Origin of the sequence: Haloferax sp. Atlit-4N, assembly GCF_003383025.1 — an archaeon.
GTDB classification, from domain to species: domain Archaea; phylum Halobacteriota; class Halobacteria; order Halobacteriales; family Haloferacaceae; genus Haloferax; species Haloferax gibbonsii.
Window position 1 is genome coordinate 290,561 of record NZ_PSYY01000001.1, and the last position, 27,000, is coordinate 317,560.

The following is a 27,000-nucleotide window of genomic DNA, read 5'->3' on the forward strand; positions in this document are numbered from 1 at the left end:
GTCAGTTCCGCTCGGTGGACCGTTCGCGGTCGGCGGCGTCGTATCCGCGGCCGACTCCGGCGTTCCCGCTGTCGGCGGCCGCGCCGACATCGTCACCTCTGTCACCTCCGTCACCGCCGAACCGCGCCCGAATCCGCGCCAGTCGCTTCTTGACGCCGGCGACGAACGGGTCCATCGCTTTCACGAACGGGTGGAGAACGACGTCGATAATCAGGTCCGCGATGAGGTCGCCGAGCATCGGTGTGACCGAATAATGTCAACCCTCAGCCATGAATGTGCGGGGTATCGAGCGGCACGGTCGGTGCAGTCGGCGGTCGTCGCGGTCCGCGTCGGCGACGTGGTGGCCTCAGGGGAGACGCGATTCCAAGTCGGCCAGGTACTCGTCTAACTCGTAGCCGAGTCGGGAGAGCCACACGTCGCGGTACGAGGGGTGCAAAAGCGGGAGTACGGTGTAGCCGAACCGCTCGCTCTCGACGGGTTCGAGGACAGTATCGAGAAAGCCGTCCAGCGAGGTGTCGTCGAGCGCGAGGACGGTTTCGGTCGCGTGGCGGCCGGTCGGAACCACCACGTCGGGGTCGACGACTTCGAGCTCGGAAACGAGGTGGTCGCGGCAGTGTTCCTTTTCGGCGGCCGTGGGCGCGCGGTTCGACCCCTCGCCGTCCGAGGGGAAGCACTTGACCGCGTTCGTGTAGAAGACGCCCGACTCGTAGCCGACGGCGGCCATCGTCTCGCGGATGCGGCGACCCGAGTGCCGGGCCGTGTAGGACATCCCGGTCCAGTTGCCGCCCCGCCAGCGGTCGGCGTCGGGGTTGCCCGCACCCGGCGCTTCGCCGACGACCATCACGGTCGCGTCGTCGGGGCCGACGCCCCACGAGATGCGGTTGCGGCACTCGACGAGCGCCGGACAGCGGTCGCAGTCGGGTTCGAGGACGAGCGTCTCGTCGTCGTCGGGGAACCGCGGGTCGGCGTCGGCCATCTACTCCGTCAGGGGGAGCACGATGCCGAAGATAATCGGCGAGAACAGGACCAGCGCGATGCCGAGCCACTCGGCGTCGAAAAACAGCGTGCGCTCCCAGCCCGGAAGTGCGCCGCCGTTCATCGCGAGCGCGACTTTCGCGCCGACAGCGCCGAACAGGAACAGCGCGAGCCCCAGTCCGAGGCCGGTCTTGGTCATCCGCGGGTAGTCGATGTCTCCGTAGCGTCCCATGTTACTCCGAGATACGGGGACTGGGAAAACCGTTTCGAGAGACTGTGTGATCTGTTACCGTTCGAGCTCGTCGGCGAGAACGGGGGCCACGGACACCTCGCTCACGTCGCGCTCGATGGTGTCGGTGCCGACGACGCGCTCGATACCGGCGCGCGCGAGTTTCGTGCGGGCGTTGCGGGCGAGAAGCGGGTGGACGGTCGCACAGAAGACGCGCTTCGCGCCGCCGTCTGTGAGGACGGCGACGGCCTCGCTCATGGTCGACCCGGTGGCGATGATGTCGTCGGTGATGACCACGTCGCGGCCCTCGAAGTCGGCGTCGCTCGGCGTGATTTCGACGTCGGTCCCGGAGTGGCGCACCTTCTCGAAGTAGTCGGTCTCGCCCTCGCCGTAGGCGTCGCGGACGGTCTCGGCGATGCCGATGGCCCCCGAGTCGGGCGACAGAAACAGCGGGTCGTCGAGCGCGGGGAGCGGTTCGGCGAGTCGCCCGGCGGCGTCGACGATGTCGACGGGCACGTCGAAGAACTCCGAGACGGCGTCCTCGTGGGGGTTGACGAGCACGACGCGGTCGGTCGTCGTGCTGACGGCGCGGGCGACCGCGCGGGCCGAAATCGGGTGGCCGGCCTCGAACGCCTTGTCCTGTCGGGCGTAGCCCATGTACGGGATGACCGTCGTGACCTCGGACGCGCCGGCCTCGCGGACCGCGTCTTGCAGTTGGAGGAGTTCGACGTAGGCGTCGTTGCTGGCGGTGCTGGCGACGATGGTGGCGGCGTCGGCGTCGAAGCCGGGAACGGCGGCCAGCGTCTCGCCGTCGGGGAAGCGGTCGTACTCGACGGCCGCGAGCGACTCGCCGAGTTCGGCGGCGAGCGCGGCCGCGAGTGCCTGGGAGGATGCGCCGGGTACGAGCATACCCGTTCGTCTCTCGTGGGGGGTAAAACCGCTTTTCGTTGCGTACAGCCGCGTCGCGTGTCAGCGAACCGCGACGCCGACGGTGTCCAATCCGAGCACCTGCGTCCGCCAGTCGCCCCCGGTCAGCCGAACGCAGAAGCTCCCCGCGTCGGTGACGGCGTAGGCGGCGCGGGCGTCGTGGGCGAGCGCGACGACCGTCTCGTCCAGCGGAATCGGGGCGGCGTTCCACGCGTCCGACTCGTCGTCGCGCGCGACGACGCCGTCCGGTCCGACCGCGTGGGCGCGGCCGTCCGGCATCGACGCGACCGCCGAAAACGCCCCGTCGAGCGCGTCCATCCAGCCGTTGCCGAGCGCGTACAGCCCCGAGTCGGTCGCGGCGAGCGGGGTTCCCGAATCGCCGCCGAGACGGCCCGCGGGGTCGGACACGTCGTTTACGTCGTCGAGGCCGACGTGCGAGAGACCGTCGTCGCCGATGCGGTAGACGCCGTCTTCGGCCGCGACGAGGCTCCCGTCGAGGGCGCGGACCGAATCGACCTCGCCGAGGTCGGTCCACCCGGACTCGTCGAGGCGGGCGACGCGCCCCGAGTCGGCGGCGGCGACGACGCGATTCCGGTGGAAGCCGACGGCCCTCGCGGGCCCGAAGTCGAGTTCGTGGTAGTCGTCGCCCTGGACGAGCAGTACGTCCTCGTCGGTGGCGACGGCGACTTCCCCGGGCGACCCGGCGGCGTCCCGCGCGGCGCACCGGCGGTCGACGCGGAAGCCGCCGACGAGGTCGTCGGACACGTCGACGGTCACGACCCCGACGCCCGCGGCGACGTACACCGTCTGCTTGCCGGACTTGTCCGCGTACACCCGCTTTTCGTCGATAGAGAGGTCGAAATCAGCCATCCGTTGGCCCGAGGTTCGCGGCGGGGTTCGGAAAGGATTGTGGTCGTTCCCGCGACGCGGCGACGGACCGAACGGGCGCGGGGCCGAGACGTGTGATTACAGAAATTCCCGCACGTCGGAGTACCACATGTCGTGGTGGTCGAGTTCGCCGAGCGCCTCGGCCACGTCGACCGCGAGGACGTGCCAACAGCGCTCGCCCTCGTCGGGGTCGAGGTTGTACTGGGAGTCCTTGCAGGTACAGCCGCGGTCTTCGACCACGTACTCGTCGTCGTAGCCGACGACCACGTCGAAGTCGCGGTAGCGCTTCACCCGTCGCTCGGAGACGGCCTCGATGGCCGTGACGCCCCGGTCGCCGTGGGCGTCGACGATGGCCTGCACGATCTGCGGCGAGAGCCGCCCGGCCGCTTCGAGGGCCGCTCGCCAGTCGTCGGCCGAATCCACGCCCTCGATTTCGTCGGTGGCGGTGAAAACGCATTCGATGCCGCGGGGGAGGACGCCCGCCGCAACCGCGTCGCACAATCGCATCGCAACCGGTTTCCGCCCGCGCGGGCGACTGCGGGTATGCACGTGAGCGAGGGAGGCGTCGAAATCGAGGTTCCCGACGCCCGCGACGGGGCGTCAGCGGGGACCGGCGACGATGTCTTCTACAACCCCACACAGGAGTTGAACCGGGACATCACCGCGGCCGTCCTCCGGGCCTTCCGCGAGCGCGAACCCCGCGCCGAGAGCTACCTCGACGCGATGGCCGCCTCGGGAATCCGGGGCGTCCGCGCCGCCGCCGAGGGCTACGACGTGACCTGCGCCGACCTCGACACCGACGCCGTCGAACTCGCCCAGTCGAACCTCGACCGCGCCGGCAACGGCGGCGAGGCGGTCCACCGCAACGCCAACGCCCTCATGTACGACTCCGTCTTCGACGTGGTCGACCTCGACCCCTTCGGCACGCCGATGCCCTTCGCCGACCCCGCCTTCGCCAACACCCGCGACCTCGTCTGCGTCACCGCCACGGACACCGCCCCGCTGTGCGGCGCACACCAGAAAAGCGGCATCCGGAAGTACGGCTGTCTCCCGCAGAACACCGACTACCACCCCGAGATGGGCCTTCGGACGCTCCTCGGCGCGATGGTCCGCACCGCCGCCCGCTACGACAAGGCCGCCGTCCCGATTCTCTCGCACGCGACGCGCCACTACGCGCGGGCGTACCTCGAACTCGACGAGCGGGCGACGAAGGCCGACGAACTCCTCGAATCGACCGGCTTCGTCTACCACTGCGAGGATTGCCTCCACCGCGAGGCCGAGTACTCGCTCATCGCCCACCCGCCCGAAGCGTGCGGCAACTGCGGTTCCACCCGCATTCTCGAAGCCGGCCCCATCTGGCTCGGCCCCGTCTCCGAACCGGCGTTCGCCGAGGCCGTCCGCGACGAGGTGACGGAGGACTTCGGCACCGCGAAACGCGCCCGCAAACTCCTCGACACGCTCGCGGTCGAACTCGACACGCCGACTCACTTCGACCAGCACCGCCTCTGTAAGCTCTGGGGGCGCTCGGCCTCGAAGATGGAGACGTTCCTCGAAACGCTCCGCGACGCCGGCTACGAGGCCACGCCCGCGCACTACCACGGCACCGCGTTCAAGACCGACGCGACGGTCGCGGAGATACGCGAGGCGACCGCCGCGCTTGACCCCGAAGCCTGACTCCGCGGCCCGAGCGGCCGTGCCCGTAACCGGCTCACGCCGCCGCGTCGGCGGGTAGCTTCTTTGTCTCCCGTGTCGTTTTGGTGATACGTGAGCGCCAAGATTCGAACCGTCGTTCCCGTCGCGCGGACCGTCGTCGACACGATTCGGGAGAAGGAAATCTCGTTTCTCGCGGCCAGCATCTCGTACTACGCGCTCGTCTCGCTGATTCCGCTTCTCGTGCTCGGCGTCGTCGTCGCCACCGCGGTCGGCGGCGCGGAGTTGCAGGCGCAACTCCAGACGCTCGTCGAACAGTACCTCGTCCCGACCGGACAGGACCTCGTCGAGGAGGCCCTCACGGACCGGACCGGACAGGGCAGCGTCGGAGCGGTGAGCCTCGCGTTGACGGTCTGGGGCGCGCTGAAGCTCTTTCGCGGCCTCGACATCGCCTTCTCGCGCATCTACGGTTCCGAGGCAGGCGGCCTCCTCGACCAACTTCGAGACGGCACCATCGCCCTCGCCAGCATCGGCGTCGGCACCATCGGCGTCGCGGTGCTGACCGCGCTGCTCGGCCTCCTCGACGTGCCGTTCCTCCAACTTCTCTCGCCGCTCCTGTTGCTGCTCACGCTCTGTGCGGCGTTCTTCCCGCTGTACTACGTCTTCCCCGACGCCGACCTCTCGCCGCGGCAGGTCGTCCCCGGAACCGTCTTCGCGGCCGTCGGCTGGACCGTCCTCGGAATCGGATTCGGGGTGTACGCGTCGGTGGCCGGCGCGTCGGTCGCGGGCGCGCTCGGGACGCTCCTGCTGCTCGTGACGTGGTTCTACTTCTCGGGGCTCATCCTGCTTTCGGGCGCGGTCATCAACGCGGTCCTCGCGGGGGTCGGCGGCGACGCCCTGCCCGCGGAACCGCGTGACCCGCCGGGGGGACCGCCCGGAGTGGACCGGCAGGTACAACATACGGGAGGCCGACATGACGCTCGTACGGATATGAGCGACGACCGAGGTGACACCGATGGGCCGCGGACGGCGGACGCTGGCGACGCGGAGACCGGCGCGTCCGTCTCCCCGCGCGGCGCTCCCGACATCGAGGAGCTGGAATCGCAGGTCGAGGAACTCCGCGCCGACCTCGACGCGTTCGAGGACGACGTGACGGACCGGACGGTCGAAAAGCCCAAGCTCGAAGCCGAGTTGAAGCGCTACGTCCGCCGTCGGATGCGCCGCGGCAAGGCTCGCGGTTGGGGGCCCTATCTCGTGCTCGGCTACGGCGTCGTCCTCACGCTCGGCGCGTTCTACTACCTCCAGTCGGACCTCATCGCGGTCGTCGCCATGCTCATCATCTTCCTGTCGACGCTCGGGCTCTACGTCCTGTTCGTCATGTTCGGCATCGGCCTGAACGCGCTCGGCCTCCCCGGCCGCGCCGTCGACGCGGTCCGCGAACGCCGCGGCTGAGATGTCCCGGTTCGAACTCCCGCTTCAGACCCGCGGGTTGGGTGAGTTAGCCCTCGCCGACGCGCCGGACGCGCTCGTCTTCCTGTTCGGTCTCGTCACCCAGCTCGGCGACCAGTGGTTCTTCTTCGTCGCGTTCACGTCGCTGTACTGGCTCTGTCGCCCCCGAATCACGGCCCGCCCCCGGCGGACCGCGGCCGCCTTCGTCGGCCTCGCGCTCGGGTCGCTGGCGCTCGTCACCGCGCTGAAAGTCGGCTTCGCCCTGCCGCGACCGCCGACCGCGACCGTCGCCGACGCCCCCGCGTGGCCGTCGCCGCTCTCGGACCTGTTCGTGTCGTTTACCACCGACGACGGCTTCGGCTTCCCGAGCGGCCACGCCCTCGGGACGACCGTCGTCTACGGGGCCGCGGTCTCGCTTCTCGACGTGTGGGACCGCCGCCGCCGACTCGTCGCCGCGGCGGCCGTCGTCGGCACCGTCTCGCTCTCGCGGATTTTCCTCGGCGTCCACTACGGCGTCGACATCGTCGTCGGCGTCCTCCTCGGCCTGGTCTTTCTGAAGGCGGTCTTTTCGGTCGCCGCCGCGGACGACCCCGACGCGGCCGGCCACCTCGACCCGGCGCGGCTGTTCGCCATCGCGGCCGGCCTGAGCGTCCTCGCGCTCGCGGTGGTGTTCGCCACGGGCGTCCCCGGACACACGGAAAACGCCGCGGCGGCCCTCGGCGGGTCGCTCGGCGGCCTCGTCGGCTGGACGCGACTCGCCGACCACGAGTCGCTGCCGACGCTGTCGCCGCCGGTGGCGCTCGTCGCGTTCCTCGGCGCGGGCGGCCTCTGGGTCGGCGTCGACGTGGTCGACGCCCCGGTCCCGGTGACGGTGCTCGCCACCGGGGCGGTGGTCGCGTTCATCCTCGTCGCGCCGAAGTTACAGGGCCGAATCGGACTCGGCGACGGGGCGACCCAGCGCGCCGACTGACTCGGGCGACGCCGACGCCCGACGCGAGGCTGGCGCTTCTCTTTTCGGACTGCACCACTGCACCGGTTCCGCGACCGCTCACAACCCAGCGAGCTTCGCGAGTCGGTCGCGGCTCGGCTACCGCGGCTCGGCCACCGCGGCGACGACGGCTCGCGCTCGCTCTCCGCGCGGCGCTCTGGCCGTCGCTCTCCGGCGAGCGGTCGCGAAAGAAAAATCGGTGTTAGGCGTGCGCGACGGTTAGAACGTCTCGAGGTACCGGTCGAGTTCCCACTGGGAGACGTCGACGAGGTAGTCCTTGAACTCGGAGCGCTTGGCTTCGACGAACTTCTCGTAGACGTGGTCGCCCAGAGCGTCCTGGATGACTTCGTCCTCTTCGAGGGCGTCGACGGCGCCGCCGAGGTCCTTCGGGAGCGTCTCGATGCCGTACTCTTCGCGCTTCTCCTCGTCGAACTCGTAGATGTTCTCGCGGACCGGGTCGGGGCAGTCGAGGTCCTTCTCGACGCCGTCGAGACCGGCGTGGATGAGCGCGGCGAACGCGAGGTACGGGTTACAGGACGGGTCGGGGAAGCGGGCCTCGATGCGCGAGGCGGCCGGCGTGCGGGCGGCCGGCTTGCGGATGAGCGCCGAGCGGTTACGGTCGGACCACGCGATGTAGACCGGCGCTTCGTAGCCGGGGACGAGGCGCTTGTAGGAGTTGACCGTCGGGTCGGCGACAGCCGTGATGGCGGGCGCGTGGTCGAGGATGCCCGCGACGAAGCTCTTGGCCGTGTCGCTCAGGTCGAACTCGTCGTCGCCGTCGTGGAACGCGTTCTCGCCGTCCTGGAACAGCGAGATGTGGGTGTGCATGCCGGAGCCGTTGATGCGCGGGATGGGCTTGGGCATGAACGTCGCGTGGAGGTCGTGTTCGGACGCGATGGCGCGAACGACGGACCGGAACGTGGCGACGTTGTCGGCCGTCGAGAGGGCGTCGTCGTACGTGAAGTTAATCTCGTGCTGGCCCTCGGCGACCTCGTGGTGCGAGGCTTCGATGTCGAAGCCCATGCTCTCGAGGCCGTAGATGATGTCGCGGCGCACGTCGGACGCGAGGTCCTTCGGCGCGAGGTCGAAGTAGCCGCCGGCGTCGTTCGTGACGGTCGTCGCGCGGCCGTTCTCGTCTTCTTCGAACAGGAAGAACTCCGGTTCGGGTGCGACGTTCACGTCATAGCCGAGCTCCTCGGCGCGGGCGATGGCGCGCTTGAGGACGCCACGCGGGTCGCCGCTGAAGGGCTCGCCGGTGGACGTGTTGAACACGTCGCAGATGAGGCGACCTGCGGCGCTGTTTTCCTTCTTCCGCCACGGGAGGACGGCGAACGTCGACGGGTCGGGCTCGAGGCGCATGTCGGACTCCTGGATGCGCACGAAGCCGTCGATGGAGGAACCGTCGAAGTAGATGCCCTCAGTGAACGCCTTTTCGGCCTGCGAGGCCGGGATGGAGACGTTTTTGACCGTTCCGAGAATGTCGGTGAACTGGAGTCGGAGGAAGTCGACATTCTTCTCTTCGATCTCGTCGATGACTGCCTGTGCCTCGTCGCTCAGGCCGCCGTCGGTGAGTGCGTTGTCTTCCGTCATTTTCCTGAACACGCGATTCGAACACCCGCACTATAAAGACCTTTCCGCTTAATGCAATTCCCCGCACCTCGCCACAGAATTGGATATTCGTAAAATTCTAATGCCCCGGGACGGTGTGTAGATGTAATGACGTACGAAAACCTCGACGCGAAGCTCATCAACGCACTCCTCGGCGACGGCCGAGCGAGCCTGCGAAGCCTCGCCGAAGAACTCGACGTGTCGGTCACGACCGTCTCGAATCACCTGCGAGATCTCGAAGACGAAGGCGTCATCGAGGGGTACACGCCCCGCGTCAACTACGACGCGCTCGGCTACGACGTAACCGCCGTCATTCAGCTCAAAGTCGAGGGCTCCGCGCTCCCCGACATCACCGAGCGCCTCCGCGCCGAGAAACAGATGATTTCGGTGTACGAGGTCACCGGCGACTACGACATCATCGCCATCGGCAAGTTCCGCGACACCGACGGCATGAACACGCAGATCAAGAAACTGCTCACCGACGCGGACATCCGCGAGTCCAACACCTCGGTCGTGCTCAACTCGGTCACCGAAAACGAGCAGTTCGAACTCGACCTCGACCAGTAACGCCGTCAGACGATTCGCGTTTTCACGTCTCGCATCTCCGACTTACAGTAGGGACACCGATACCTCGTGTCGAAGCCGTCGGGCGTCGTCTTCGTCGTGGTCTCTATCTCGTGGACCGCCACGTCTCGTCCACACTCCCGGCACTGAACCGCTGGCATCGGTTCGTGTTCGTCGACTATTCGAAATAAACCTACTGGGGTCTGTGTATTGTTGTCACACGTCTGTCTATAGACCGAAGGGCACCGCTTCGACTGGAGACTCCGCTGACTCCGGCCGAGACAGACCGGACCCGTCCCCGCGTCTCGGTGCTGATTTCGGCGACTGTTCGAAGGCTACTGTTTCGACTGGAAAACCCGACGACGACGAGCGATTTTCCGGTCGATAAACTGGAGACGAAATGTTGCGAGTTGTCCGCGAGCAGGAAGGCGCGCGGCCGCCCCGGTCAGAACCCGTCTTCGAAGACGAACGTGCCGTCCCGTTGGACGACCTCGCCGTCGACCTCGATGACCGACTCCTCGGACATGTCGACGATCATGTCGACGTGCTCGGCGCTCTCGTTGAGTTCGTTGTCCGCGCCGACCGTCTCGGGGTACGCCGAGCCGACGGCCATGTGGACGGTGTCGCCCATCTTCTCGTCGAACAGCATGTTGTAGGTGAACTGGTCGATGCTGCGGTTCATGCCGATGCCGAGTTCGCCGAGGTAGCGCGCGCCCTCGTCGGTGTCGAACACGCCGTCTAAAACCTCCTCGTTCCCCTCGGCGGAGTAGTCGACGACCTCGCCGTCCTCGAAGCGGACGCGGACGCCGGAGACCTCGCGGCCCTGTCGGTACAGCGGCAGGTCGAAGTAGACCTCACCGTTCACGGAGTCCTTCACGGGCGCGGTGAACACCTCGCCGCCGGGGAGGTTGTGTTCGGCCGTGTCGTTGATGGCCGTGTTGCCGGCGATGCTCATCGTCACGTCGGTCTCGTCGCCCGACTTGATACGGACCTCGTCGCCGTCGTTGAGGATGTCGACCAACTGCTGTTGGAGTTCGCCCTGCGCGTCCCAGTCGAGGGTGACGGCGTCGTAGACGAAGTTCTCGTAGGCCTCTGTGCTCATGCCCGCGAGCTGGGCGCTCCCCTTCGCGGGGTACTGAGTGAGACACCAGCGCTTCGAGAGCATCTCGCCCTGCACGGGCTTGTACGCCCGCTTGTACGCGGCGTTCGTCTCCGGCGGCACGTCGCTCTGCTCGGTGGCGTTCGTCTCGCCGCGGACGCGGATGATGACGTCCGTCTCCTCGTAGAGCGCCAGCACGTGCTCGGGCGTCTCGTAGTCGTCGTCGCCGGCGCGGAGGAACGCGCGGGTAAAGCGGGGGTTCGCGTCCATCGCGACGACGTTCGCGCCGCGGTCGCCGAGCAGTTCGTGGACGGCCGTGACGAGGTCCTCGGCCACCGAGGGCGCGGAGACGACGACGTTGTCGCCGGCCTCGACGCTCGTGGAGTGGTCGACGATGGTCTGTGCGTGCTCGCGGATGCGCGGGTCCATACCGCGTCGTGTGTGTCCCCGGGGCAAACACCTTTCGAAGCGCAAATATTGCGGCCGCGGACGGGGAACGCCACGCGGACCACCGTTTATTTCTCCGTCGGCGCGGTCTCTCCGCGCATGATAGACCTCCGAAGCGACACCGTCACGCTCCCGTCCGACGAGATGCGCGACGCCGCCCGCGACGCCGACGTCGGCGACGACGTGTACGGCGACGACCCGACCGTGAACGAACTCGAAGCGCGCGCCGCCGAGTTGGTCGGCAAGGAGGCCGCGCTGTTCGTGCCCTCGGGGACGATGGGAAACCAAATCGCCGCCCGCGTCCACGCCGACCCCGGTCAGGAGGCGCTCGTGGACGCGAAGGCGCACGTCTACAAGTGGGAGGTCGGCGGTTTCGCCCAGCTTTCGGGGCTGCAGGTCCGCGCCTACGACGCCGGCGAGCGCGCCGCGCCGACCCCCGAGCAGGTCCGCGAGCACGCCCGCGAGGAGTCGCTGCACGTCGCCGGTACGGGCGTCCTGTGCCTCGAAAACACCCACAACGCCCGCGGCGGCGTCGCGGTTCCGAAAGCCGACGTCGACGCCGCGGCCGAGGCGGCTCACGACCTCGGAATCCCCGTTCACCTCGACGGTGCCCGCGTGTTCAACGCCTGCGTCGCCCTCGACGAGGACCCGACGGCGATGGTCGAGCGCGTGGACACGGTGATGTTCTGTCTCTCGAAGGGGCTCGGCGCGCCCGTCGGCTCGGTGCTCGCCGGTCCGGAGTCGTTCATCGAAGAGGCCCTCCGCGTCAGAAAGCAGTTCGGCGGCGGCATGCGACAGGCCGGGCTCATCGCCGCGCCGGGACTCGTCGCGCTCGACAATATCGACCGCCTCGCCGACGACCACGAGAACGCCCGCGTCCTCGCCGAGGGTCTCGACGCCGTCGCCGGGTTGTCGGTGCCGACGCCCGATACGAACATCGTCGTCGTCGACTCCGAAGACGCGGGGCTGACGGCCGAGGAGTTCGTCGAACTGTGCGAGGGCGTGGATGTCCTCGGCGGGACGTTCGGCGAGTATCACACGCGCTTTACGACGAACCTGAACGTCTCGCGGGAGGACGCGGAGACGGCGGTCGAACTCGTCGCCGACGCGGTCGAGTCGCGGGAGGTCGCCGAGAGCTAGTCCGGGCTACAACTCGGGTTCGATGTAGACGAAGTGGACCCGTTCGTCGGCCGCCTTGAGTTCGGCCTCGATTTCGCTGATGTGGTCGTCTATCTCCTCGGTGTCGAGTTCGGGGTCGAAGCTCACGTCGAGGGCGACGAGGAGTTTCTCGGGGCCGACGTAGCTCGCGCGGAAGCGGTCGATGTGGACGACCCGCGGGTCGTTTTTGACGATGTTGCGAAGGGTCTGTTCTTCGTCCATGGGGACGCTCTCGCCGATGAGGAGGCGCTTGTTCTCCCACGCGAGCGCGATTGCGAAGCCCATGAGCAGTATCCCGATGAGGAGCGCCGCACCGGCGTCGAACAGCTCGTTACCCGTGAGTTCGGTGAGGCCGATGCCGACGAGCGCGAGCATCGCGCCGACGAGGGCGACGGTGTCCTCCGTGAACGCCGTGAGCGTCGTCACGTCGCTCGTCTCCCGGAACGCCTCCACGAGACCGCTCCACTGGTACTCCTCCATCTGCCGGCGGAGTTCGGCGTTCGCCTTCAGGAACGCGTAGCTCTCGAAGGCGATTGCGCCGAGGAGGATGGCGACGTTGACCAACACGGGCTCGATTTCGAAGCCGGTTAGGACGAGCGCCTCTCCGCCCCCGCCGTGGCCGGGGTGCATCAGGGCATCGTAGCCGTGCTTGGCCGACTCCCAACCGGCGATACCGAACAGCATCACGGAGACGAGAAACGAGTAGAAGAACTGCGATTTCCCGTGGCCGAAGGGGTGTGACTGGGTCTCGCCGCGTTTGCTGTCACGGATGCCGATGAGGAGGAACACCTGATTGCCGGTGTCGGAGATGGAGTGATACGTTTCGGAGAGCATGGAGGGACTCCCGGTCGCGAGATAGCCGAGGAACTTGAGAATCGCAATCGCCCCGTTCGCGAAGAGCGCGGCGACGACGACGGACGTACTGCCTGCCATATCGTGGGCCACTCCCCGCGCTCGGATAGACCTACCGACGAGGAACCGGGACACCGCTCGCCGACCGCGGCGGCTCCGACCGGACCGACGCCGCAGCCGGTAGGTTTCAATCCCTCCGGCGCTTACCCCGGCGCATGCTCGTTGTCGTCTCCGACACCCACAGCACGGACGGCCATCGACTGACGAACCGAACCCTCGACGCGGTCCGCGAGGCAGACCTCGTCGTCCACGCGGGCGACTTCATGCGCGAGTCCGTCCTCGACGCGTTCATCGACGAGGCCGACACCTTCCTCGCGGTCTACGGCAACAACGACGGCCCCGAGATTCGCGACCGGATTCCGGTCGCGCGAAACGTCACCTACGGCGGCGTCGAGTTCGCGGTGACGCACACCCGACGCGGCGGGAACACCGCGCTTTCGATGTTCGGCCGCGAGCGCGGGGCCGACGCGGTCATCTTCGGCCACAGCCACCGGCCGGGCTTCGACGGCACCGGGCCGATTCCGCTCCTCAACCCGGGGAGTCACGCGCAACCGCGGGGCAACCGCAAGGCGCACGCGGAACTGGAGGAACTGCCGGACGGCGGGCTCCGCGGGCGACTCGTCACCGTCGACGGCGACACCTTCGAGACGTTCCGTATCGTCCCTGACGAGTAATGCAGTGGGGTCCGGCGGAGGGCCGGAAGAATCAGCGGGAACAGGCCGGGAAGCCTGTTGGGGACAGTCCGAGGCCACGCGAGACGACGGGGTGAGGGGCAGGGGCACGGATGGCAGTCCCGTCGCCGTTGGGGGGCCACGCGCGACCTCGTACTCACTCCTACGGGTGACGGTATCAAATACGCACCGTAAGCTCAAACAACCGTTTTAGTCACGCAGCACGCCCACCGCGACCCACGCGAGAAGCACGGTCAGCCCCCCGAGGAAGAACAGCGTCCCCGGCGAGAGCGACCCGATAGTCTCGGCGAGTCCGCCCGACCCGCTCGTGAGTTGCACCGCGGTCTCCGTGGCCGTCTGTGCGGCCGTCGTGTCCGGAACCGCCGTCGGCGTTGGCGTCGCGGTCGCGGTCTCAGCGGCGGTCTGCGTGGCTTCCGTCACCGTCCGCGTCGTCTCGGCCGCGGTCCGGGTCGCCTCCGCGGTCTGCGTCGTCGAATCCGCCGTCGTGGTCGCCTCGGCGATGCTGAACCCGCCGCCGCCGTCGGTCGTCGTCGCGGTCTCAGTCGCCGTCTGGGTCGTCGAGTCCGCCGCGGTCGTCGCGTCGGCCGACTCGGACTGATAGGTCGCGTTGAGGTCGCCGCCCGACCCGCCGCTTTGGCCGGCTTCGGAACCGCCAGCGTCGCTCGAACCGCCAGCGCCGTCCGCACCGCCGGCCGAGGTACCGAAGCCGAACGGGAGCACCGACTCGGTTCGAGCGAGCCGATTCACCACGGCCGCGCCGATGCCGAGGACGCCGACGCCGCCGATGAGGCGCGTGAGCGCGCCTTTCAGCCCCTTCGTCTCGTCCTCGCGCCCGGCGACGACGACGAGCGCCCGGTCCGCGGGGGTGTACACGTTCATCTCGCGTCCCTTCTCGGAGTACCTCGTGTCCGCGACCTCGATGAGCCCCGCTTCCGAGAGGTTCCCGAGGTGGTACTGGACGTTCTGGAGGGACGTGTCGACCTCGGTGGCGAGGTCGGAGGGCGTCGCCGGCGACTCGTGGAGCGACGCGAGGACCGACCGGGCGGTCGACGAGGAGATGGCTCCGAGCAGGTCGTCCGCCTCGTCGCTGTCGAGGCCGATAACCTTGGGGTCTCGGTCGTCCCGGTTGTCGTCCGGGTCGCCCGGGCTGGAGGGGATGAGGTCGGCCATCAAATCGGCGTTACTCGCGTTTTCCCATGAGTGTTCGTATTCTTTCACGACCCGTCGCCGAAATTGCTATACCTCGTGCCCGCCGAACCCATCCACATGACCGACCCTTTGGTCGTAGACGGCCTCGTCGACTTTCTCGCGGGGAATCCCGTGTTCGTCGGGCTGCTCGTCGCGTTGTTGCTCTTCGTCTTCTTCGGGTATCTCCTCGTCCGTCGGACGCTCCTCGGCCTGAGCGAGGGGTACGACGAGGCGCGCCGCCGCTGATGGACGGGACAACAGCCGACGCCGACGACCGCCGAGGTGTCGCCCCGTGGTAGCCGCCGCGACGCTCGCCACGTTCGTCGTCGCCGCCCTTGCCAGCCTGTTCATGGCGTGGGCCATCGGCGCGGGGTCGTCGGGTTCGACGCCCTTTGCGCCCGCGGTCGGAGCCAACGCCATCTCGGTGATGCGCGCGGGCTTCATCGTCGGCCTGCTCGGGTTCGCCGGGGCGTTCCTCCAGGGCGCGAACGTCACCAACGCCGTCGGCACCGAACTCATCGGCGGCGTCACGCTGACCGCGGGGGCCGCGGTCGTCGCGCTCATCACCGCGGCGGTGCTCGTCGCGCTCGGCGTCTTCGCCGGCTACCCAATCGCCACCGCTTTCACCGTCACCGGCGCGGTCGTCGGCGTCGGCCTCGCCATGGGCGGCGACCCCGCGTGGGCGAAGTACCAGCAAATCGTCTCGCTGTGGGTGCTCACCCCCTTCGTCGGCGGCGGGGCGTCGTACGCGACCGCCCGGCTCCTCCGCGCCGACGGCGTCTCCGAGCAGTGGACCGTCCCCGCGCTCGCCGGAATCGTCGGCCTGCTCGTCGCCAACATGGAGTTCGCGGGGCTGGGCGGCGCGGCGGGCTCGGCCTCGGTCGCCCGGGCCGCTGCAGTCGAGGCGACCGGCCTCGTCGGCCTCGGCGAGACGGTCTGGTTCGTCGCCGCCTCCCTCTTCGTCGCGCTCGTCGCGGCCGCGGTCGTCGGTCGCTGGGTGACGACCGACAAGACCCGCGGTCAGCGGCGATTCCTGCTCGTCCTCGGCGGCCTCGTCGCCTTCTCGGCGGGCGGCAGTCAGGTCGGTCTCGCTATCGGGCCGCTCGTTCCCCTGCTGGACGTGGTCGCGGTCCCGCTCCCGGCGCTCCTCGTCGGCGGCGGAGTGGGCCTCCTCGCCGGGTCGTGGACCGGCGCGCCGCGCATGATTAAGGCGCTCGCGCAGGACTACTCCTCGCTCGGGCCGCGGCGCTCCATCGCGGCGATGATTCCCTCGTTCGCCATCGCCCAGACCGCCGTCGCCCTCGGCGTTCCCGTGTCGTTCAACGAGATCATCGTCAGCGCCATCATTGGCTCCGGCTACGCCGCCGGCGGGTCGGGCGTCTCCCGGCGGAAGATGCTGTACACGGTGCTCGCGTGGGTCGGCTCGCTCGCGCTCGCGTTCGGGCTGGGCTACGGCGTCTTTACGCTCGTGTCGAGCGTACTCGGTCTGTGAACGTTCGTGGACTCCGCGTCGCGCTCGCCACCCTCGTTTCTGCCCTCTGGGCCGTCTTCGGCGTCTACCACGTCGCGATGGCGGTCGTGACCGGCATCTCGCTTCGCGGGTTCGCCTTCGGAGCCGTCGGACTCGGCGCGTTCGCGCTGGCGATTCGCTTCCGCGGGCGAGCGCGACGCCTCGGCGACGGCACCGCCGACGCGACCGGATTGGCGTTCCTCGCGCTGGCGTCGCTGGCGCTCGTGGTTCTCTCGTTTACGCTCCTCGGGTGAGTCACGGCGGACGACGGTTCGAAAACGAGTTCAGTCGGAGCGGGGACGAATCGGGTTCAGATGTCGAGACGAACGGGTTCTGTCGGGTCGGACCGGTCAGGTGTCGGGCTCGACTTCCGCTTCCTCGTCGCCGCCGTTCTCGTCGTCGCCGTTGCCGTCGGCGGCTTCGATGCCTGAGTTGGTCCGGATGCGCGCTTTCATGATGCGCGTGTTGTCGACCTGCTCGATGCGGATGACGATGTCGTTGTAGCTGATTTCCTCGCCTTCCTCGACGAGACGACCGGCGCGGTTGAAGATGAAGCCGGCGAGCGTCTCGAACTCCTCGCCCTCGGGGAGTTCGATGTCGAGCATCTCGTTGACCTCGTCGATGTTGACCTCGCCGCGGACGAGGTAGGTGTTCTCGTCGACCGCCTCGAAGGGCTCTTCCTCGTCGCCTTCGAGGATGTCGCCGACGATTTCCTCGACCATGTCTTCGAGGGTGATGAGCCCCTCCGTGGTCCCGAACTCGTCGATGACGACGACCATCTGCATCCGGGTGTCCTGCATCTCGGCCATGAGTTCGTCGACGTTCTTCGACTCGGGGACGTGGAGCGTCGGCGAGACGATGTCGGCGATGCCGACGCCGCGTTCGCCGTAGTACTTCTCGCGGACGAGGTTCCGGATGTTGACGATGCCGATGATGTTGTCGAGGTTACCGTCGTACACGGGGACTCGCTCGTGGTCGGCCTGCACGCACGTCTCGATGGCCTCGTCGATGGTCGCGTCCTTGGGGACGGCGGTCATGTCGAGGCGCGGGGTCATGACCTCCTTCGCGATAGTCGAATTGAACCGGAAGATGCGGTCGAGCATCTCGCGTTCTTCCTCCTCGATGACGCCCTCGCGCTCGCCCGTCTCGATGAGGTTCTGAATCTCGTCGCGGGTGACGTAGGTCGTCTCGATGGCGGTCTGACCGCCGGTGACCTTGTTGATGACGCGGGTCAGGTAGTCGAAGAAGACGACGAGCGGGAGCAACAGCAGCTCGGCGTATTTCAGGGGCCGCGCGATGCGGAGGGACCACGACTCGGTGTTTTCGACCGCGTAGGACTTCGGCGCGCTCTCGCCGAACAGCAGGACGATCGCCGTAATCCCGAACGTCGCGATTGCGACCGCCTCTCCCTGTTGGAAGCCGACGAAGACGAGCAGCCCGGTCGATATCGAGGACATCGCGATGTTCGCGATGTTGTTTCCGACCAGAATGGTCACGAGAAGCCGGTGCGGGTCTTCCTTGAGCGCTTTCACCCGCTCTGCGCCCGGCACACCGTCTTCGACCATCGAGTCGACGCGGTGTTTTGCGAGCGAGAACATCGCAATCTCGGACGAGGAGAAGAACGCCGAGAGGCCGATCAGGACGATGATTCCGATCACACCGAGGACCGTTATCGTCGTGTCGTCCAGCGGAATGTTCGAGACCTGTGCGGCCGCGAGTGTCGTGGCTGGTGGTAACTGTAGCGGCGGCAAACCCATGTAACTACACTGTCTTGCGCGGGACCGGAATTAAGAGTTGCCCTCGAACCCCTCTCGGTCGGCGTCTCGTCCGCCCTCGCTGGTCCGGTCGGCGAACCGACGCCGAACCGATATTGCGGCGCGGATGCCCGCGAGCGAAGGGCTTAGGCGACGCTCTTCCCAACAGCCGCCCATGGCAGACGAGCAACCGGCGATTACGCTGTACCGACTGCAGGCGTGCCCGTACTGCGAGCGGGTCGTCCGTACGCTCGACGACCAGGGCCTCGCCTACCAGTCGCGGTTCGTCGAGCCGATGCACTCCGACCGGAACGTCGTCAAGCGCGTCTCGGGCAAGCGTTCGGTCCCGGCCATCGTGGACGACAACACCGGCGTCACGATGTCCGAGTCGGCGAACATCGTCGAGTACCTCGAAAACACCTACGGGGAGGGAGCCTGATGGTCGACTTCGACGTCGTCGACCTCCCCGACCACGACGCGCCGGCGACGGGCGACACCGCTCCGGACTTCACCCGTCCGCTCGTCAACGACGAGTTCTGGGCGGACGCGTCCCTCTCGGACCTCACCGACGACGGCCCCGTCCTCCTCGTGTTCCACACGATGGCGGGCGCGTTCCCGGCGACGTACGTCTGGAACGAACTCCGCGACCGCGGCGTCCCGGCGGACGTGCAGGCGGTCGGCGTCTCAATCTCGTCGCCCTACGAGCACAAGGCGTTCCTCGAAGAACGCGACGTGGACGCCCGACTGTTCTCTGACCCCGCGGCCGACGTCGCGACCGACTACGACCTCGAACACGACCTCGACGGGATGGCCGGCGTCACCGAACACCGCCCCGCCGTGTTCCTCCTCGACGAGGAGCGGACGGTCCAGTACCGCTGGGTCGCCGACGAGTGGCCGGACTTCCCGGACTACGAGGAACTCGCTGACGCGCTCGCCGGCCTGTAAGTCGCCCCCGCCGCTCGGAGCGACGCACGCGGGCCGAGCCCTCGGCTCCGTCCGTGCCGACCCGCGTCTCCGCCCCGCACGGAATCGCCGTTTCGTCACGCTTTTTCGCCCGTTGCGCGTCCGTTCGTCCATGAGCGACGACGACGTACAGCGTGCCGCCGACGCCATCCGCCGCGGCGAGGCGGTCGTCTATCCGACCGAGACGGTCTACGGCATGGGCGCGGACGCGACGAACGCCGACGCGGTCGAACGCGTCTTCGACATCAAGGGCCGCGACCGAGACAAACCGCTTTCCGCCGGCTTCCCCGACGTGGACGCCGCGCTGGAGCACGTCGTCGCCGACGAGCGCGAGGAGGCGTTCATGCGCCGGTTCCTCCCCGGGCCGGTGACGGTCGTCGTGGAGCGACGCGACAGTCTGCCGGACGCGCTCGTCGCCGGGAAAGAGCGCGTCGGCGTCCGCGTTCCCGACCACGAACTCGCCTTGGACCTCTTCCGCGCGGCCGGGACGCCCGTCACGGCGACCAGCGCCAACCGCTCCGGAACCGGGAGCATCACGCACCCCTCGCAGCTCTCCGACGAGATTCGGGAGGCGGTCGCCGTCGTCCTCGACGGCGGGACGACGCCCGGCACCGAGAGCACCGTTGTCGACCCCGGCCGCGGCGTCGTCCACCGCCGCGGCGCGATGGCCGACGACATCGAGGCGTGGCTCGACGAGCACGACAGCGACGCGTAGCGGGCGGCGTCGGTCGCCGTCCCGCCGCCGGCGACGTGGCCCCCCCCTCACCGACCGAGCAGCGACGCCAACGACCACGTTTTCACGCCGCACCGCTCCCGGTAGGCGCACGACTCGCACTTCGCGGAGTCCCGCAACCGCGACGGGACGAAGTCGAGGTCGCGGGCGACGCGGAGCGCCCGGTGGTAGGCCGCCTTGTTCCCCGTGGTGAGCCTGACCGTTCGCACGACGCCGACCGCCGGATACTCGACCAGCGCCCGCGGTATCGACGCCTCGCGCTCCCACGCGAGCGCCTTCGCCAGCGCGACGGCCCGGACGCGCTGGGGTTCCCAGACGCCGCGCTCGGGCGGTTCGCCCGGCGAGACGAGCGATGGAACCGTCGGTTGGTCGTGGTCGCCGTCGCCGGGCGACCGAACGAGTTTGTGCGCGACGCCGCGGCAGTCCTTCCCCGCGAGGAGCGCGTCGCGGGCGACGGGGTCGGTGAGGGCGCCCCAGTCGTCGCGCTCGCGGAGTCGAGCGAGGTTCTCGCGGTACGCCGCCGGCGACACCGAAATCGGGCGCGCCGCGAGTTCGTCGTCGGGAGCGTCGAGCAGGTCGGGGTACGCGAAGGCGAGCGCGCGAACTTCGCGGACCGCGGGCGGCGGCGCTCGGTCGTCGTCGCGGCGGGCGTAGTAGAGCTGTCGCGGACAGTACGCGGCGCGGGCGAGGTCGGACGCGGCGACGAGGGAGGACACGGGTCGGGCTGGCTCCGTTATCAGATAAGAAGGTTCGCGCGAGCGCGTCGCAGCGGCGGCGGGGTCGAACACCCGCACGCGTCGTCCGGCTCGCCGCCGTGCGTGAATTAATACGGCCGCGCCCCTTGGCATACTGACATGGCATCGACCGCCGCCGGCTCGTGGCTCCGGATGACGCGTCCCGAACTCGCCGTGTTCGTCTCCGGGGTCACGAGCATGGGCTTGGAGATTCTCGCCGGTCGGATGGTCGCCCCCGAGTTCGGCAGCAGCATCTACACGTGGGGGAGCATCATCGGCGTCTTCCTCGCGGCGCTGAGTCTCGGCTACCACCGCGGCGGGCAGCGGGCCGCGGAGGCCTCGAACGGCGCGCTCGTCCGCGTCTTCATCGGTACCGCGGCCTACATCGCGGGCGTCATCCTCCTCGGCGACCTGTTCATCCAGTCGACGACGAGCCTCCCCCTCCCGAGCCGATTCGCGTCGCTCCCGGCGATTACGCTCCTGTTCGGGCCGCCGACCTACTTCCTCGGCTTCATCAGCCCTTACGCGGCCGAACTCTCGGGGCGGTCCGACGTGGGCGCGGCGTCGGGCCACGTCTACGCCGTCGGCACCGTCGGAAGCATCATCGGCGCGTTCGCCACCACGTACTTCCTCATCCCTTCTCTGAGCGTCACCAACATCGGGCTCGTCTTCGGACTCGTCTCGGTCGTGACGGCGCTTGCGCTCGCCCGGCCAAACATCGGCCGCGACGAGGCGGTCTGGAGCGTCGGTATCGCCGCCGTCCTCGTCCTCGCGTCGCTGACCGGCGGCATCGGCCTCGACTCCCGCGGCACGACCGTCTACCACACCCAGACCGCCTATCAGGAGCTCCGCGTCGCTGATTCGGGCGGGACGCGGACGCTCTACCTCGACGGCCAGCCCCACAGCGCGATGGACCTCGACGACCCGACGCGGCACGTCTTCGACTACACCTCGTACTTCCACGTCCCCTTCCTCCTCTCGGACGACATCGACCGCGTGTTGTTCGTCGGCGGCGGCGGGTTCACCGGCCCGCGCGTGTTCTTGGAGCAGTACCCGAACGTGACGGTCGACGTGGTCGAACTCGACCCCGAAGTCGTCTCCGTCGCCGAGGAGTACTTCGGCGTCGAGGAGTCGCCGCGGCTCAACGTCCACACGATGGACGGCCGGCAGTACCTCCGGGAGACGAACCGGACGTACGACCTCATCGTCCTCGACGCCTACCGGAAGGACAAGGTCCCGTTCCAGCTGACGACCCGGGAGTTCATGCAGCTCACCGCGGACCGCCTCGACGAGGACGGCGTCCTGTTCGCCAACGTCATCTCCGCGCCGAGCGGCCCGGCTTCGCAGTTCTACCGCGCGGAGTACAAGACGATGCGGTCGGTCTACCCGCGGGTGTACAGCTTCCCCACCGCGGGGAGCGTCGTCGTCCAGAACATCGAGGTCGTGGCGACGAAAGACGAGACGCTCGTGACGGCCGAGGAGCTACAGGCGCGCAACCAGCGCCGCGACATCGGCATCGACCTCGCGGCCGAACTCACGTCCTACCGGAACGACGAACCAACCGGCGACGTGCCGCTTCTCACCGACGACCGCGCGCCCGTCGACAGCCTCTTGGACCCGATGGTCGGCCAGCGCTACGTTGTCCAGCGGACGAACGAGACCGAACAACGCGAGGCCGACAGGAACGCAACCACTCGGAGCGCGGTCACCGGTGCGGCCGTGAGGGCGGCGTAGCCGATGGTTCACGACAGAATCCACGCGAGGGAACCGACCCACGACCGCGACCGCTGGACCGAGGGCGTCGTCGAGTCGGTCGCCGAACGCGACGGTCACTGGGTGGTCCGCGCGCGCCCGGCCGAGAACGGACGCGAGGGAGACGATTCAGTCGAACTGGTCGTCACTCTCGCGGTCCGCGACCTGTTTCTCAGCCGGCTCGACATCGACGCCGGCGAGTCGCCCGTCGGCTGTCGGTTCTGGTACCGAAAGAAGCGGCGGTGACTCCGCGAGCGCGACCGCAAACTCGACCCGACGACCCGAAAACGGGTCGGCCGGGGGTCGATGCCGGTTAGTTCGTCGTTTCGAGGGCTTTTTGATACATACGCGGGCCGGCGACGGCGGCCGTTCCGAGCACCATGAGCGAGGCACCGACGCCGAGGCGCTGTCCCGGGGCGACCGCGGACGCGACCACGCCGGTCACGACCGCGAGACCGGCGAGGAACATGACCCCGCCGAGGACATCGAGCGGCTGGATTGACATCTCTGTCGAGAGATTCCTCGCTCGTCTCAAAAGTCTTCTCGCCGTCGTCCCGCGGTTCTCCGCCCGGATTTGAACCGTGCCGAGACCTCACTCCGTTCGGTCTCGTCGGGTTCAAATCCGAGGGTTGTCACTCTTTGGCTCATCACGTTGTTCTTCGCACAAAGAGTGGGACCGCCCGGATTTGAACCGGGGTCACGGGCACCCAAGGCCCGAAGTATACCAGGCTAACCCACGGTCCCGCACATACGACTCTCCCCGTCGCGGAGTAAAGGGTTTCGTTCCGCCCCGTCAGGTCAGGGGGAAGAAGTACGCGACGCCGAGCGTCGTCACGACCCCGAGAAGCAACTGTAGCGGGCCGCCGACGCGGATGTAGTCCGTGAACTTGTAGCCGCCGGGGCCGTAGACGAACAGGTTCGTCTGGTAGCCGACGGGAGTCATGAAGGCCGTCGACGCCGCGAACATGACCGCGAGGACGAACGAGAACGGGTCGGCTCCGAGGGTCGTCGCGGCCTCGATGGCGACCGGAATCATGAGCACGACGCTCGCGTTGTTCGAGATGACGTTCGTCAGGAGCGCCGTCACGAAGTAGAACACGCCGAGGACCGCGATAAGGGGGAGGTAGTCGCCGGTCATCACGACCAGTTCGGCGAGGAGTTCGGCGGCCCCGGAGTTCTCCATCGCGATGCCGAGCGGGATGACGCCCGCGAGGAGGAAGATGACGTCCCACTGAACGGCGTCGTACAACTCGGTCGGCCGGAGACACTTCGTGGCGACCATGGCGAGCGCGCCGAGGAGCGCGGCGACGACGATGGGGAGAAAGTCGAGCGCGGCGAGCGCGACGACGCCGGCGACGATGCCGACGGCGACCGGAATCTTCGATTCGCGGTAGTCGTGGCGCTCGATCTCCTGGGCGACGATGAAGTTGCGGTTGTTGTCGAGGCGCTCGATGCTCTCGACGGTCGCCTGCACGAGCAGCGTGTCGCCGACGCGGAGCGGGAGGTTGTCCATCCGCCGGCGGATGAGTTCGCCGCCGCGGCGGAGCGCGAGTACGGTCGCGTCGTACCGCTGTCTGAAACTCGCCGAGGCGAGCGACTCGCCGACCAGGGCCGACCCCGGTGCGACGACGACCTCGACGAGGTTCTGGCCGCGGTCGGCGAGTTCGAGCTCGTCTTCGGTGACGGTCGCCGGCACGAGGTCGAGTCCCTCCACGTCGAGCAGTTCGACGAGCGTGTTGCGGTCGGTCCGGAGGGTGAACACGTCGCCCGGTTGAATCTCCTTCGGGCCGAGCGGTTCGAGGAAGACGCTCTCGCCGCGGATGAGTTGGAGGAGGTCCACGTCGAACTCGGTCTCGACGAGCGCCCGCTGGACCTGCTGGCCGACGAGCGGGGAGTCCTCGCGGACGACGACCTCGGTCAGGTACTCCGCCATCTCGAACTCCTCTGTCAGGTCGCGTCGGGGCTCGATTCGCGCCGGCGTGAGCCGCCGGCCGATTGTCATGAGGTAGATGACGCCGACGACCATGACCACCGCGCCGAGCGCGGTGAACTCGAACATCGTGAAGGGCGCTTCGCCCGTGATGCGCGAGTAGACGTCGCTGGCGAGGATGTTGGTCGAGGTCCCGATGAGCGTCAGCATGCCGCCGAACATCGACGCGTACGACAGCGGTAAGAGGAGCTTCGAGGGCGAGGTCCGCCCGCGCTCTGCGAGGTCGGTCACCATCGGCAACAGGATGGCGACCGCGGCGGTGTTGTTGATGAACCCGGAGATGGGGCCGACGACGCCGACGGTAGCACCGAGTTGTCGGAGTTCGCTGTCGCCGGTGAACGTCGATATCTTCGCGCCCAGGAGCTGGATGATGCCGGTCCGCTGGACGCCCTCGCTGAGGATGAACATCGCGAGGACGGTCAGCGTCGCCGTGTTGGCGAACCCCGAGAGGGCGTCGCCGGGGTAGGACTCGAAGAGAACGATGGGCGCGCCGAGCATCCCCGCCGAGGCGAGCGCCTCCGAGGCGGGTTGAATCAGCATCAACGACACCATCACGCCGATTGCCGTCACGTCGACCGGCACGGGTTCGGTCGCGAAAAACGCCAGCGCGACGAGGATGACGGCGAAGACGACGAGGATGTCCGGCGTTATCGCTACCACGCGGTCACCGACGCGTCGGCGGCCAAAAAGCGTGCGGGATTCGGAATATCCGCCCCCGCTGAGGGCGTCCAGACGCTACCGGCCTTCCTCGTCGAGTTCGAGGTCGGCGACGATTTCGTACGGCGACGACCCCTTCCGGATACCGTCGAGGATGGCGAACGCCTCCCTCGGCGAGAGGAACTGCCGCGTCACGGCGAGTCCGAGCGGCGTCGGGTCGAGGCCGTCGATGAAGCCCCACTCAAGGAGCTTTCCCACCGCGTGGGTCGTCGGCACCTCGCCGAGCATCCGGCTGTTGAGCGCCTTCGCCTTCTTGCCGGCGACGACGATGTTCGCCAGCGTCTCTTCGACCGCCGAGGACTGGTCGTACACCGTCCGGACCTCCTCCATCTCGCCTTTGAGGAGCTTGAACGCGACCTCGTCTTCGGTCATCTCCATCGTGTTGTGATAGCTCGCGTCGGGTTCGACGAGCAGGTAGACGACGCCCTTGTCGTGGTAGTCGGGGCGGCCGGCGCGGCCGAGCATCTGGCTGAACTCCTGGACGGAGAGCCACTCGATGCCCATCGCCAGCGTGTCGAAGATGACCTGCGACGCCGGGAAGTCGACCCCGGCGGCGAGCGCGGCGGTCGTCACGACGGCCGCGAGGTCCTGATTGGCGAACTGTCGCTCCACCCGCTTTCGCTGGCCGTAGTCGAGGCCGGCGTGGTACGCCGCGGCGTTGTAGTCCATCTTCCGGGCGATTTCGTGACACCGTCGCCGCGAGTTGGTGAAGATGATGGTCTGGCCGCGGTAGCCCTTCGAGGACTTCGAGTCGAACGCCTGCCGAACGAGGCGGTTTTCGATTCGCGGCTTCTCCTGCCCGTCGGCGAAGGTGACGTGGCGCTCGATGGGGACGGGGCGGTCCTCGTACTCGACGAGGTTCGCCCGGAGGTTCTGTGCGAGCCACTTCGGGTTGCCGACGGTCGCAGAGAGGTAAATCCACTGCGCGCCGCCGTAGCTCTCGCGGCGCTTCGCGCGGGCCTCGCAGTAGTGTTTCAGGCGGGCTATCATCCCGTCGAGGCGGTGGCCGCGCTCTTCTTCTTTCAGGGTGTGGACCTCGTCGATGACGACCGTGCCGATGTCGCCGAGGTCCTTGCCCGTCCGGAGCGCGTGGTCGATGCCCTCGTAGGTGCCGACGATGACATCGGCGTTCGGGTCGAATCGGTTGCCGTCGTCGTTGATTCGGCTCGCGCCGACGCGGATGGTCACCTTGCCGAGGTGGCCGTAGCGCTCCTTGAAGTCCTCGTGCTTCTGGTTCGCGAGCGCGACCAGCGGGACGAGAAACAGCATCTTTCCGTCGTCGTTCAGCATCCGGTTGATGCCGGCGAGCTCGCCGACGAGCGTCTTCCCGGTCGCCGTCGCGCTCACGACGAGCTGGTCGTCGCCGTCGAGCAGCCCGTTGTCGATGGCGAGGCTCTGGACGGGAAGCAGGGTGTCGAAGCGCTCGGTCAGCATCGACTTCAGGTTCGGGTGGAGGTCGAGCGTGCTCGTCTCGACCAACTCCACGTCCTCCGTCGTCGCGCTGATGGTGTCGAACTTCGTCAGGTCGGGGTCCAACTCGCCCTGCAGTAAGTTCGTGATGCGGGTCAGGTCGCCCGTCTCGTAGAGCAGTTCCTCCAGGCGCTCTTGGGCGGCCTGCGTGAGCCCGCCCGCGAAGGAGAGTTCGCCCTCCAGTTCTTGGACGGCGCAGTCGCGACAGATGTGCTCGTGTTCGGCCTTGATGGCCGTGTCGTCGGTGATGGGCGAGTACCGGCCGTTGACGGCGCAGCGGCGGCAGGTCCGCACCGTCAGCGCCTCCAACTGGTAGCCGTCGAGCATCTCTTTCAGCTCGTCGCGGCCGTCCTTCGGCGTCTGTTGTGAGATGCGGATGCGGGCGGCCGACCGGGCGAGCTCGACGAACTGACTCGGGTCGCGCGGCGAGTCGTCTCCCTTCCGAGTCACCAGAAAGCGCAGGGGTCGAGGCCCCGCGTTCGTCTCTTTGAGTTCGAGCTTGCCGCGGAGCACCCGCTTTCCGTCCCGGCGGGCGACGACGAGGTAGTCGTCTCCCGTCTGGTGGAGAAAGAGCGTGTCGACGCGGGTGACCTGTTTAGACAC

30 protein-coding genes and 1 tRNA gene are annotated in these 27,000 nt (G+C 68.1%); 14 read left to right on the plus strand and 17 right to left on the minus strand.

Going from position 1 to position 27,000, the window contains the following annotated elements:
* Nucleotide 1 precedes the first annotated feature (1 nt).
* The 6 genes from C5C07_RS01505 to C5C07_RS01530 all read right to left on the minus strand — a co-directional run bounded on the left by C5C07_RS01505 (nucleotide 2) and on the right by C5C07_RS01530 (nucleotide 3,442).
* Nucleotides 2-238 (minus strand): hypothetical protein, encoded by a 237-nt coding sequence (locus C5C07_RS01505; protein ID WP_004973766.1) that lies wholly within the window; start codon nucleotides 236-238, stop codon nucleotides 2-4.
* A gap of 108 nt (nucleotides 239-346) precedes the next feature.
* Nucleotides 347-976: a uracil-DNA glycosylase family protein gene (locus C5C07_RS01510; RefSeq protein WP_004973764.1), complete on the minus strand. Its 630-nt coding sequence runs from the start codon at nucleotides 974-976 to the stop codon at nucleotides 347-349.
* Nucleotides 977-1,207 (minus strand): hypothetical protein, encoded by a 231-nt coding sequence (locus C5C07_RS01515; protein ID WP_004973761.1) that lies wholly within the window; start codon nucleotides 1,205-1,207, stop codon nucleotides 977-979. It lies immediately after the preceding gene.
* A 54-nt stretch (nucleotides 1,208-1,261) separates the two neighbouring features.
* Nucleotides 1,262-2,113, minus strand: coding sequence for a ribose-phosphate diphosphokinase (locus C5C07_RS01520; protein ID WP_115804420.1), 852 nt, complete (start codon nucleotides 2,111-2,113; stop codon nucleotides 1,262-1,264).
* Between the two features lie 60 nt (nucleotides 2,114-2,173).
* Nucleotides 2,174-3,001 (minus strand): hypothetical protein, encoded by an 828-nt coding sequence (locus C5C07_RS01525; RefSeq protein ID WP_004973757.1) that lies wholly within the window; start codon nucleotides 2,999-3,001, stop codon nucleotides 2,174-2,176.
* 96 nt (nucleotides 3,002-3,097) lie between these two features.
* Nucleotides 3,098-3,442, minus strand: a complete 345-nt coding sequence (locus C5C07_RS01530; protein WP_049905024.1) for an SWIM zinc finger family protein — start codon at nucleotides 3,440-3,442, stop codon at nucleotides 3,098-3,100.
* Nucleotides 3,443-3,562: 120 nt separating this feature from the next.
* Between C5C07_RS01530 and C5C07_RS01535 the strand changes: the two genes are divergently transcribed.
* The 3 genes from C5C07_RS01535 to C5C07_RS01545 all read left to right on the plus strand — a co-directional run bounded on the left by C5C07_RS01535 (nucleotide 3,563) and on the right by C5C07_RS01545 (nucleotide 7,088).
* Nucleotides 3,563-4,693 carry a tRNA (guanine(26)-N(2))-dimethyltransferase gene (locus tag C5C07_RS01535; protein WP_115804421.1) on the plus strand — a complete coding sequence of 377 codons (1,131 nt, stop codon included), beginning with the start codon at nucleotides 3,563-3,565 and terminating at the stop codon, nucleotides 4,691-4,693.
* A 90-nt stretch (nucleotides 4,694-4,783) separates the two neighbouring features.
* Nucleotides 4,784-6,121, plus strand: coding sequence for a YihY/virulence factor BrkB family protein (locus C5C07_RS01540; RefSeq protein ID WP_115804422.1), 1,338 nt, complete (start codon nucleotides 4,784-4,786; stop codon nucleotides 6,119-6,121).
* A 1-nt stretch (nucleotide 6,122) separates the two neighbouring features.
* Nucleotides 6,123-7,088 carry a phosphatase PAP2 family protein gene (locus C5C07_RS01545; protein ID WP_115804423.1) on the plus strand — a complete coding sequence of 322 codons (966 nt, stop codon included), beginning with the start codon at nucleotides 6,123-6,125 and terminating at the stop codon, nucleotides 7,086-7,088.
* A gap of 237 nt (nucleotides 7,089-7,325) precedes the next feature.
* Here the strand turns inward: C5C07_RS01545 and glnA are convergent, their stop codons facing one another.
* Nucleotides 7,326-8,696: a type I glutamate--ammonia ligase gene (gene glnA / locus C5C07_RS01550; protein ID WP_004973748.1), complete on the minus strand. Its 1,371-nt coding sequence runs from the start codon at nucleotides 8,694-8,696 to the stop codon at nucleotides 7,326-7,328.
* A 126-nt stretch (nucleotides 8,697-8,822) separates the two neighbouring features.
* On the opposite strand from glnA, the gene lrp reads away from it, so the two are divergent.
* Entirely contained in the window at nucleotides 8,823-9,281 is a 459-nt protein-coding gene (lrp, locus tag C5C07_RS01555) for an HTH-type transcriptional regulator Lrp (RefSeq protein WP_004973746.1), read from the plus strand.
* Between the two features lie 5 nt (nucleotides 9,282-9,286).
* Here lrp and C5C07_RS21530 read toward each other — a convergent pair whose 3' ends face one another.
* Both C5C07_RS21530 and C5C07_RS01560 read right to left on the minus strand, forming a co-directional pair.
* Complete coding sequence (locus C5C07_RS21530) at nucleotides 9,287-9,439, minus strand: hypothetical protein (RefSeq protein WP_004045356.1); 153 nt, start codon at nucleotides 9,437-9,439, stop codon at nucleotides 9,287-9,289.
* A gap of 284 nt (nucleotides 9,440-9,723) precedes the next feature.
* Nucleotides 9,724-10,806 (minus strand): aminopeptidase, encoded by a 1,083-nt coding sequence (locus tag C5C07_RS01560; RefSeq protein WP_115804424.1) that lies wholly within the window; start codon nucleotides 10,804-10,806, stop codon nucleotides 9,724-9,726.
* A gap of 117 nt (nucleotides 10,807-10,923) precedes the next feature.
* On the opposite strand from C5C07_RS01560, the gene C5C07_RS01565 reads away from it, so the two are divergent.
* Nucleotides 10,924-11,964 carry a low specificity L-threonine aldolase gene (locus tag C5C07_RS01565; protein WP_115804425.1) on the plus strand — a complete coding sequence of 347 codons (1,041 nt, stop codon included), beginning with the start codon at nucleotides 10,924-10,926 and terminating at the stop codon, nucleotides 11,962-11,964.
* Between the two features lie 6 nt (nucleotides 11,965-11,970).
* Here C5C07_RS01565 and C5C07_RS01570 read toward each other — a convergent pair whose 3' ends face one another.
* The gene (locus C5C07_RS01570; RefSeq protein ID WP_115804426.1) at nucleotides 11,971-12,915 is read right to left on the minus strand and encodes a cation diffusion facilitator family transporter; all 945 of its coding nucleotides are present in this window, start codon (nucleotides 12,913-12,915) and stop codon (nucleotides 11,971-11,973) included.
* 134 nt (nucleotides 12,916-13,049) lie between these two features.
* Between C5C07_RS01570 and C5C07_RS01575 the strand changes: the two genes are divergently transcribed.
* The gene (locus C5C07_RS01575) at nucleotides 13,050-13,568 is read left to right on the plus strand and encodes a metallophosphoesterase (RefSeq protein ID WP_050458497.1); all 519 of its coding nucleotides are present in this window, start codon (nucleotides 13,050-13,052) and stop codon (nucleotides 13,566-13,568) included.
* 207 nt (nucleotides 13,569-13,775) lie between these two features.
* Here the strand turns inward: C5C07_RS01575 and C5C07_RS01580 are convergent, their stop codons facing one another.
* The gene (locus C5C07_RS01580; protein ID WP_115804427.1) at nucleotides 13,776-14,756 is read right to left on the minus strand and encodes a winged helix-turn-helix domain-containing protein; all 981 of its coding nucleotides are present in this window, start codon (nucleotides 14,754-14,756) and stop codon (nucleotides 13,776-13,778) included.
* 96 nt (nucleotides 14,757-14,852) lie between these two features.
* On the opposite strand from C5C07_RS01580, the gene C5C07_RS21535 reads away from it, so the two are divergent.
* The 3 genes from C5C07_RS21535 to C5C07_RS01595 are packed head-to-tail and all read left to right on the plus strand — an operon-like array spanning nucleotide 14,853 to nucleotide 16,538.
* Nucleotides 14,853-15,020, plus strand: a complete 168-nt coding sequence (locus tag C5C07_RS21535; RefSeq protein WP_167321013.1) for a hypothetical protein — start codon at nucleotides 14,853-14,855, stop codon at nucleotides 15,018-15,020.
* Nucleotides 15,021-15,066: 46 nt separating this feature from the next.
* Nucleotides 15,067-16,266 carry an inorganic phosphate transporter gene (locus tag C5C07_RS01590; protein WP_004973730.1) on the plus strand — a complete coding sequence of 400 codons (1,200 nt, stop codon included), beginning with the start codon at nucleotides 15,067-15,069 and terminating at the stop codon, nucleotides 16,264-16,266.
* On the plus strand, nucleotides 16,263-16,538 hold the full coding sequence (locus C5C07_RS01595) for a hypothetical protein (RefSeq protein ID WP_004973728.1): 276 nt from the start codon (nucleotides 16,263-16,265) through the stop codon (nucleotides 16,536-16,538). Before C5C07_RS01590 ends, C5C07_RS01595 begins: the two co-directional genes overlap by 4 nt.
* Before the next feature lie 96 nt (nucleotides 16,539-16,634).
* Here C5C07_RS01595 and C5C07_RS01600 read toward each other — a convergent pair whose 3' ends face one another.
* On the minus strand, nucleotides 16,635-18,041 hold the full coding sequence (locus C5C07_RS01600) for a hemolysin family protein (protein ID WP_049904991.1): 1,407 nt from the start codon (nucleotides 18,039-18,041) through the stop codon (nucleotides 16,635-16,637).
* Nucleotides 18,042-18,213: 172 nt separating this feature from the next.
* On the opposite strand from C5C07_RS01600, the gene C5C07_RS01605 reads away from it, so the two are divergent.
* The 3 genes from C5C07_RS01605 to C5C07_RS01615 all read left to right on the plus strand — a co-directional run bounded on the left by C5C07_RS01605 (nucleotide 18,214) and on the right by C5C07_RS01615 (nucleotide 19,716).
* Nucleotides 18,214-18,477: a glutathione S-transferase N-terminal domain-containing protein gene (locus C5C07_RS01605; protein ID WP_004973724.1), complete on the plus strand. Its 264-nt coding sequence runs from the start codon at nucleotides 18,214-18,216 to the stop codon at nucleotides 18,475-18,477.
* A complete protein-coding gene (locus C5C07_RS01610) occupies nucleotides 18,477-18,983 on the plus strand; it encodes a redoxin domain-containing protein (protein ID WP_115804428.1) in 507 nt (168 codons plus the stop codon). Before C5C07_RS01605 ends, C5C07_RS01610 begins: the two co-directional genes overlap by 1 nt.
* 130 nt (nucleotides 18,984-19,113) lie before the next feature.
* Complete coding sequence (locus C5C07_RS01615; protein ID WP_004973721.1) at nucleotides 19,114-19,716, plus strand: L-threonylcarbamoyladenylate synthase; 603 nt, start codon at nucleotides 19,114-19,116, stop codon at nucleotides 19,714-19,716.
* Nucleotides 19,717-19,763: 47 nt separating this feature from the next.
* Here C5C07_RS01615 and C5C07_RS01620 read toward each other — a convergent pair whose 3' ends face one another.
* The gene (locus tag C5C07_RS01620) at nucleotides 19,764-20,450 is read right to left on the minus strand and encodes a hypothetical protein (protein WP_115804429.1); all 687 of its coding nucleotides are present in this window, start codon (nucleotides 20,448-20,450) and stop codon (nucleotides 19,764-19,766) included.
* A gap of 138 nt (nucleotides 20,451-20,588) precedes the next feature.
* Here C5C07_RS01620 and C5C07_RS01625 point away from each other — a divergent pair, with 138 nt between their 5' ends.
* Both C5C07_RS01625 and C5C07_RS01630 read left to right on the plus strand, forming a co-directional pair.
* Nucleotides 20,589-22,202 (plus strand): spermidine synthase, encoded by a 1,614-nt coding sequence (locus C5C07_RS01625; RefSeq protein ID WP_050458501.1) that lies wholly within the window; start codon nucleotides 20,589-20,591, stop codon nucleotides 22,200-22,202.
* Between the two features lie 3 nt (nucleotides 22,203-22,205).
* Nucleotides 22,206-22,466 (plus strand): hypothetical protein, encoded by a 261-nt coding sequence (locus tag C5C07_RS01630; RefSeq protein WP_004973705.1) that lies wholly within the window; start codon nucleotides 22,206-22,208, stop codon nucleotides 22,464-22,466.
* Between the two features lie 67 nt (nucleotides 22,467-22,533).
* Here C5C07_RS01630 and C5C07_RS01635 read toward each other — a convergent pair whose 3' ends face one another.
* The 4 genes from C5C07_RS01635 to C5C07_RS01650 all read right to left on the minus strand — a co-directional run bounded on the left by C5C07_RS01635 (nucleotide 22,534) and on the right by C5C07_RS01650 (nucleotide 27,000).
* A complete protein-coding gene (locus tag C5C07_RS01635) occupies nucleotides 22,534-22,725 on the minus strand; it encodes a hypothetical protein (protein ID WP_004973703.1) in 192 nt (63 codons plus the stop codon).
* Between the two features lie 166 nt (nucleotides 22,726-22,891).
* Nucleotides 22,892-22,964 (minus strand) — tRNA-Pro (locus tag C5C07_RS01640).
* Nucleotides 22,965-23,013: 49 nt separating this feature from the next.
* Entirely contained in the window at nucleotides 23,014-24,870 is a 1,857-nt protein-coding gene (locus C5C07_RS01645) for an SLC13 family permease (RefSeq protein WP_004973701.1), read from the minus strand.
* A 75-nt stretch (nucleotides 24,871-24,945) separates the two neighbouring features.
* The gene (locus tag C5C07_RS01650) at nucleotides 24,946-27,000 is read right to left on the minus strand and encodes a DEAD/DEAH box helicase (protein ID WP_004973700.1); all 2,055 of its coding nucleotides are present in this window, start codon (nucleotides 26,998-27,000) and stop codon (nucleotides 24,946-24,948) included.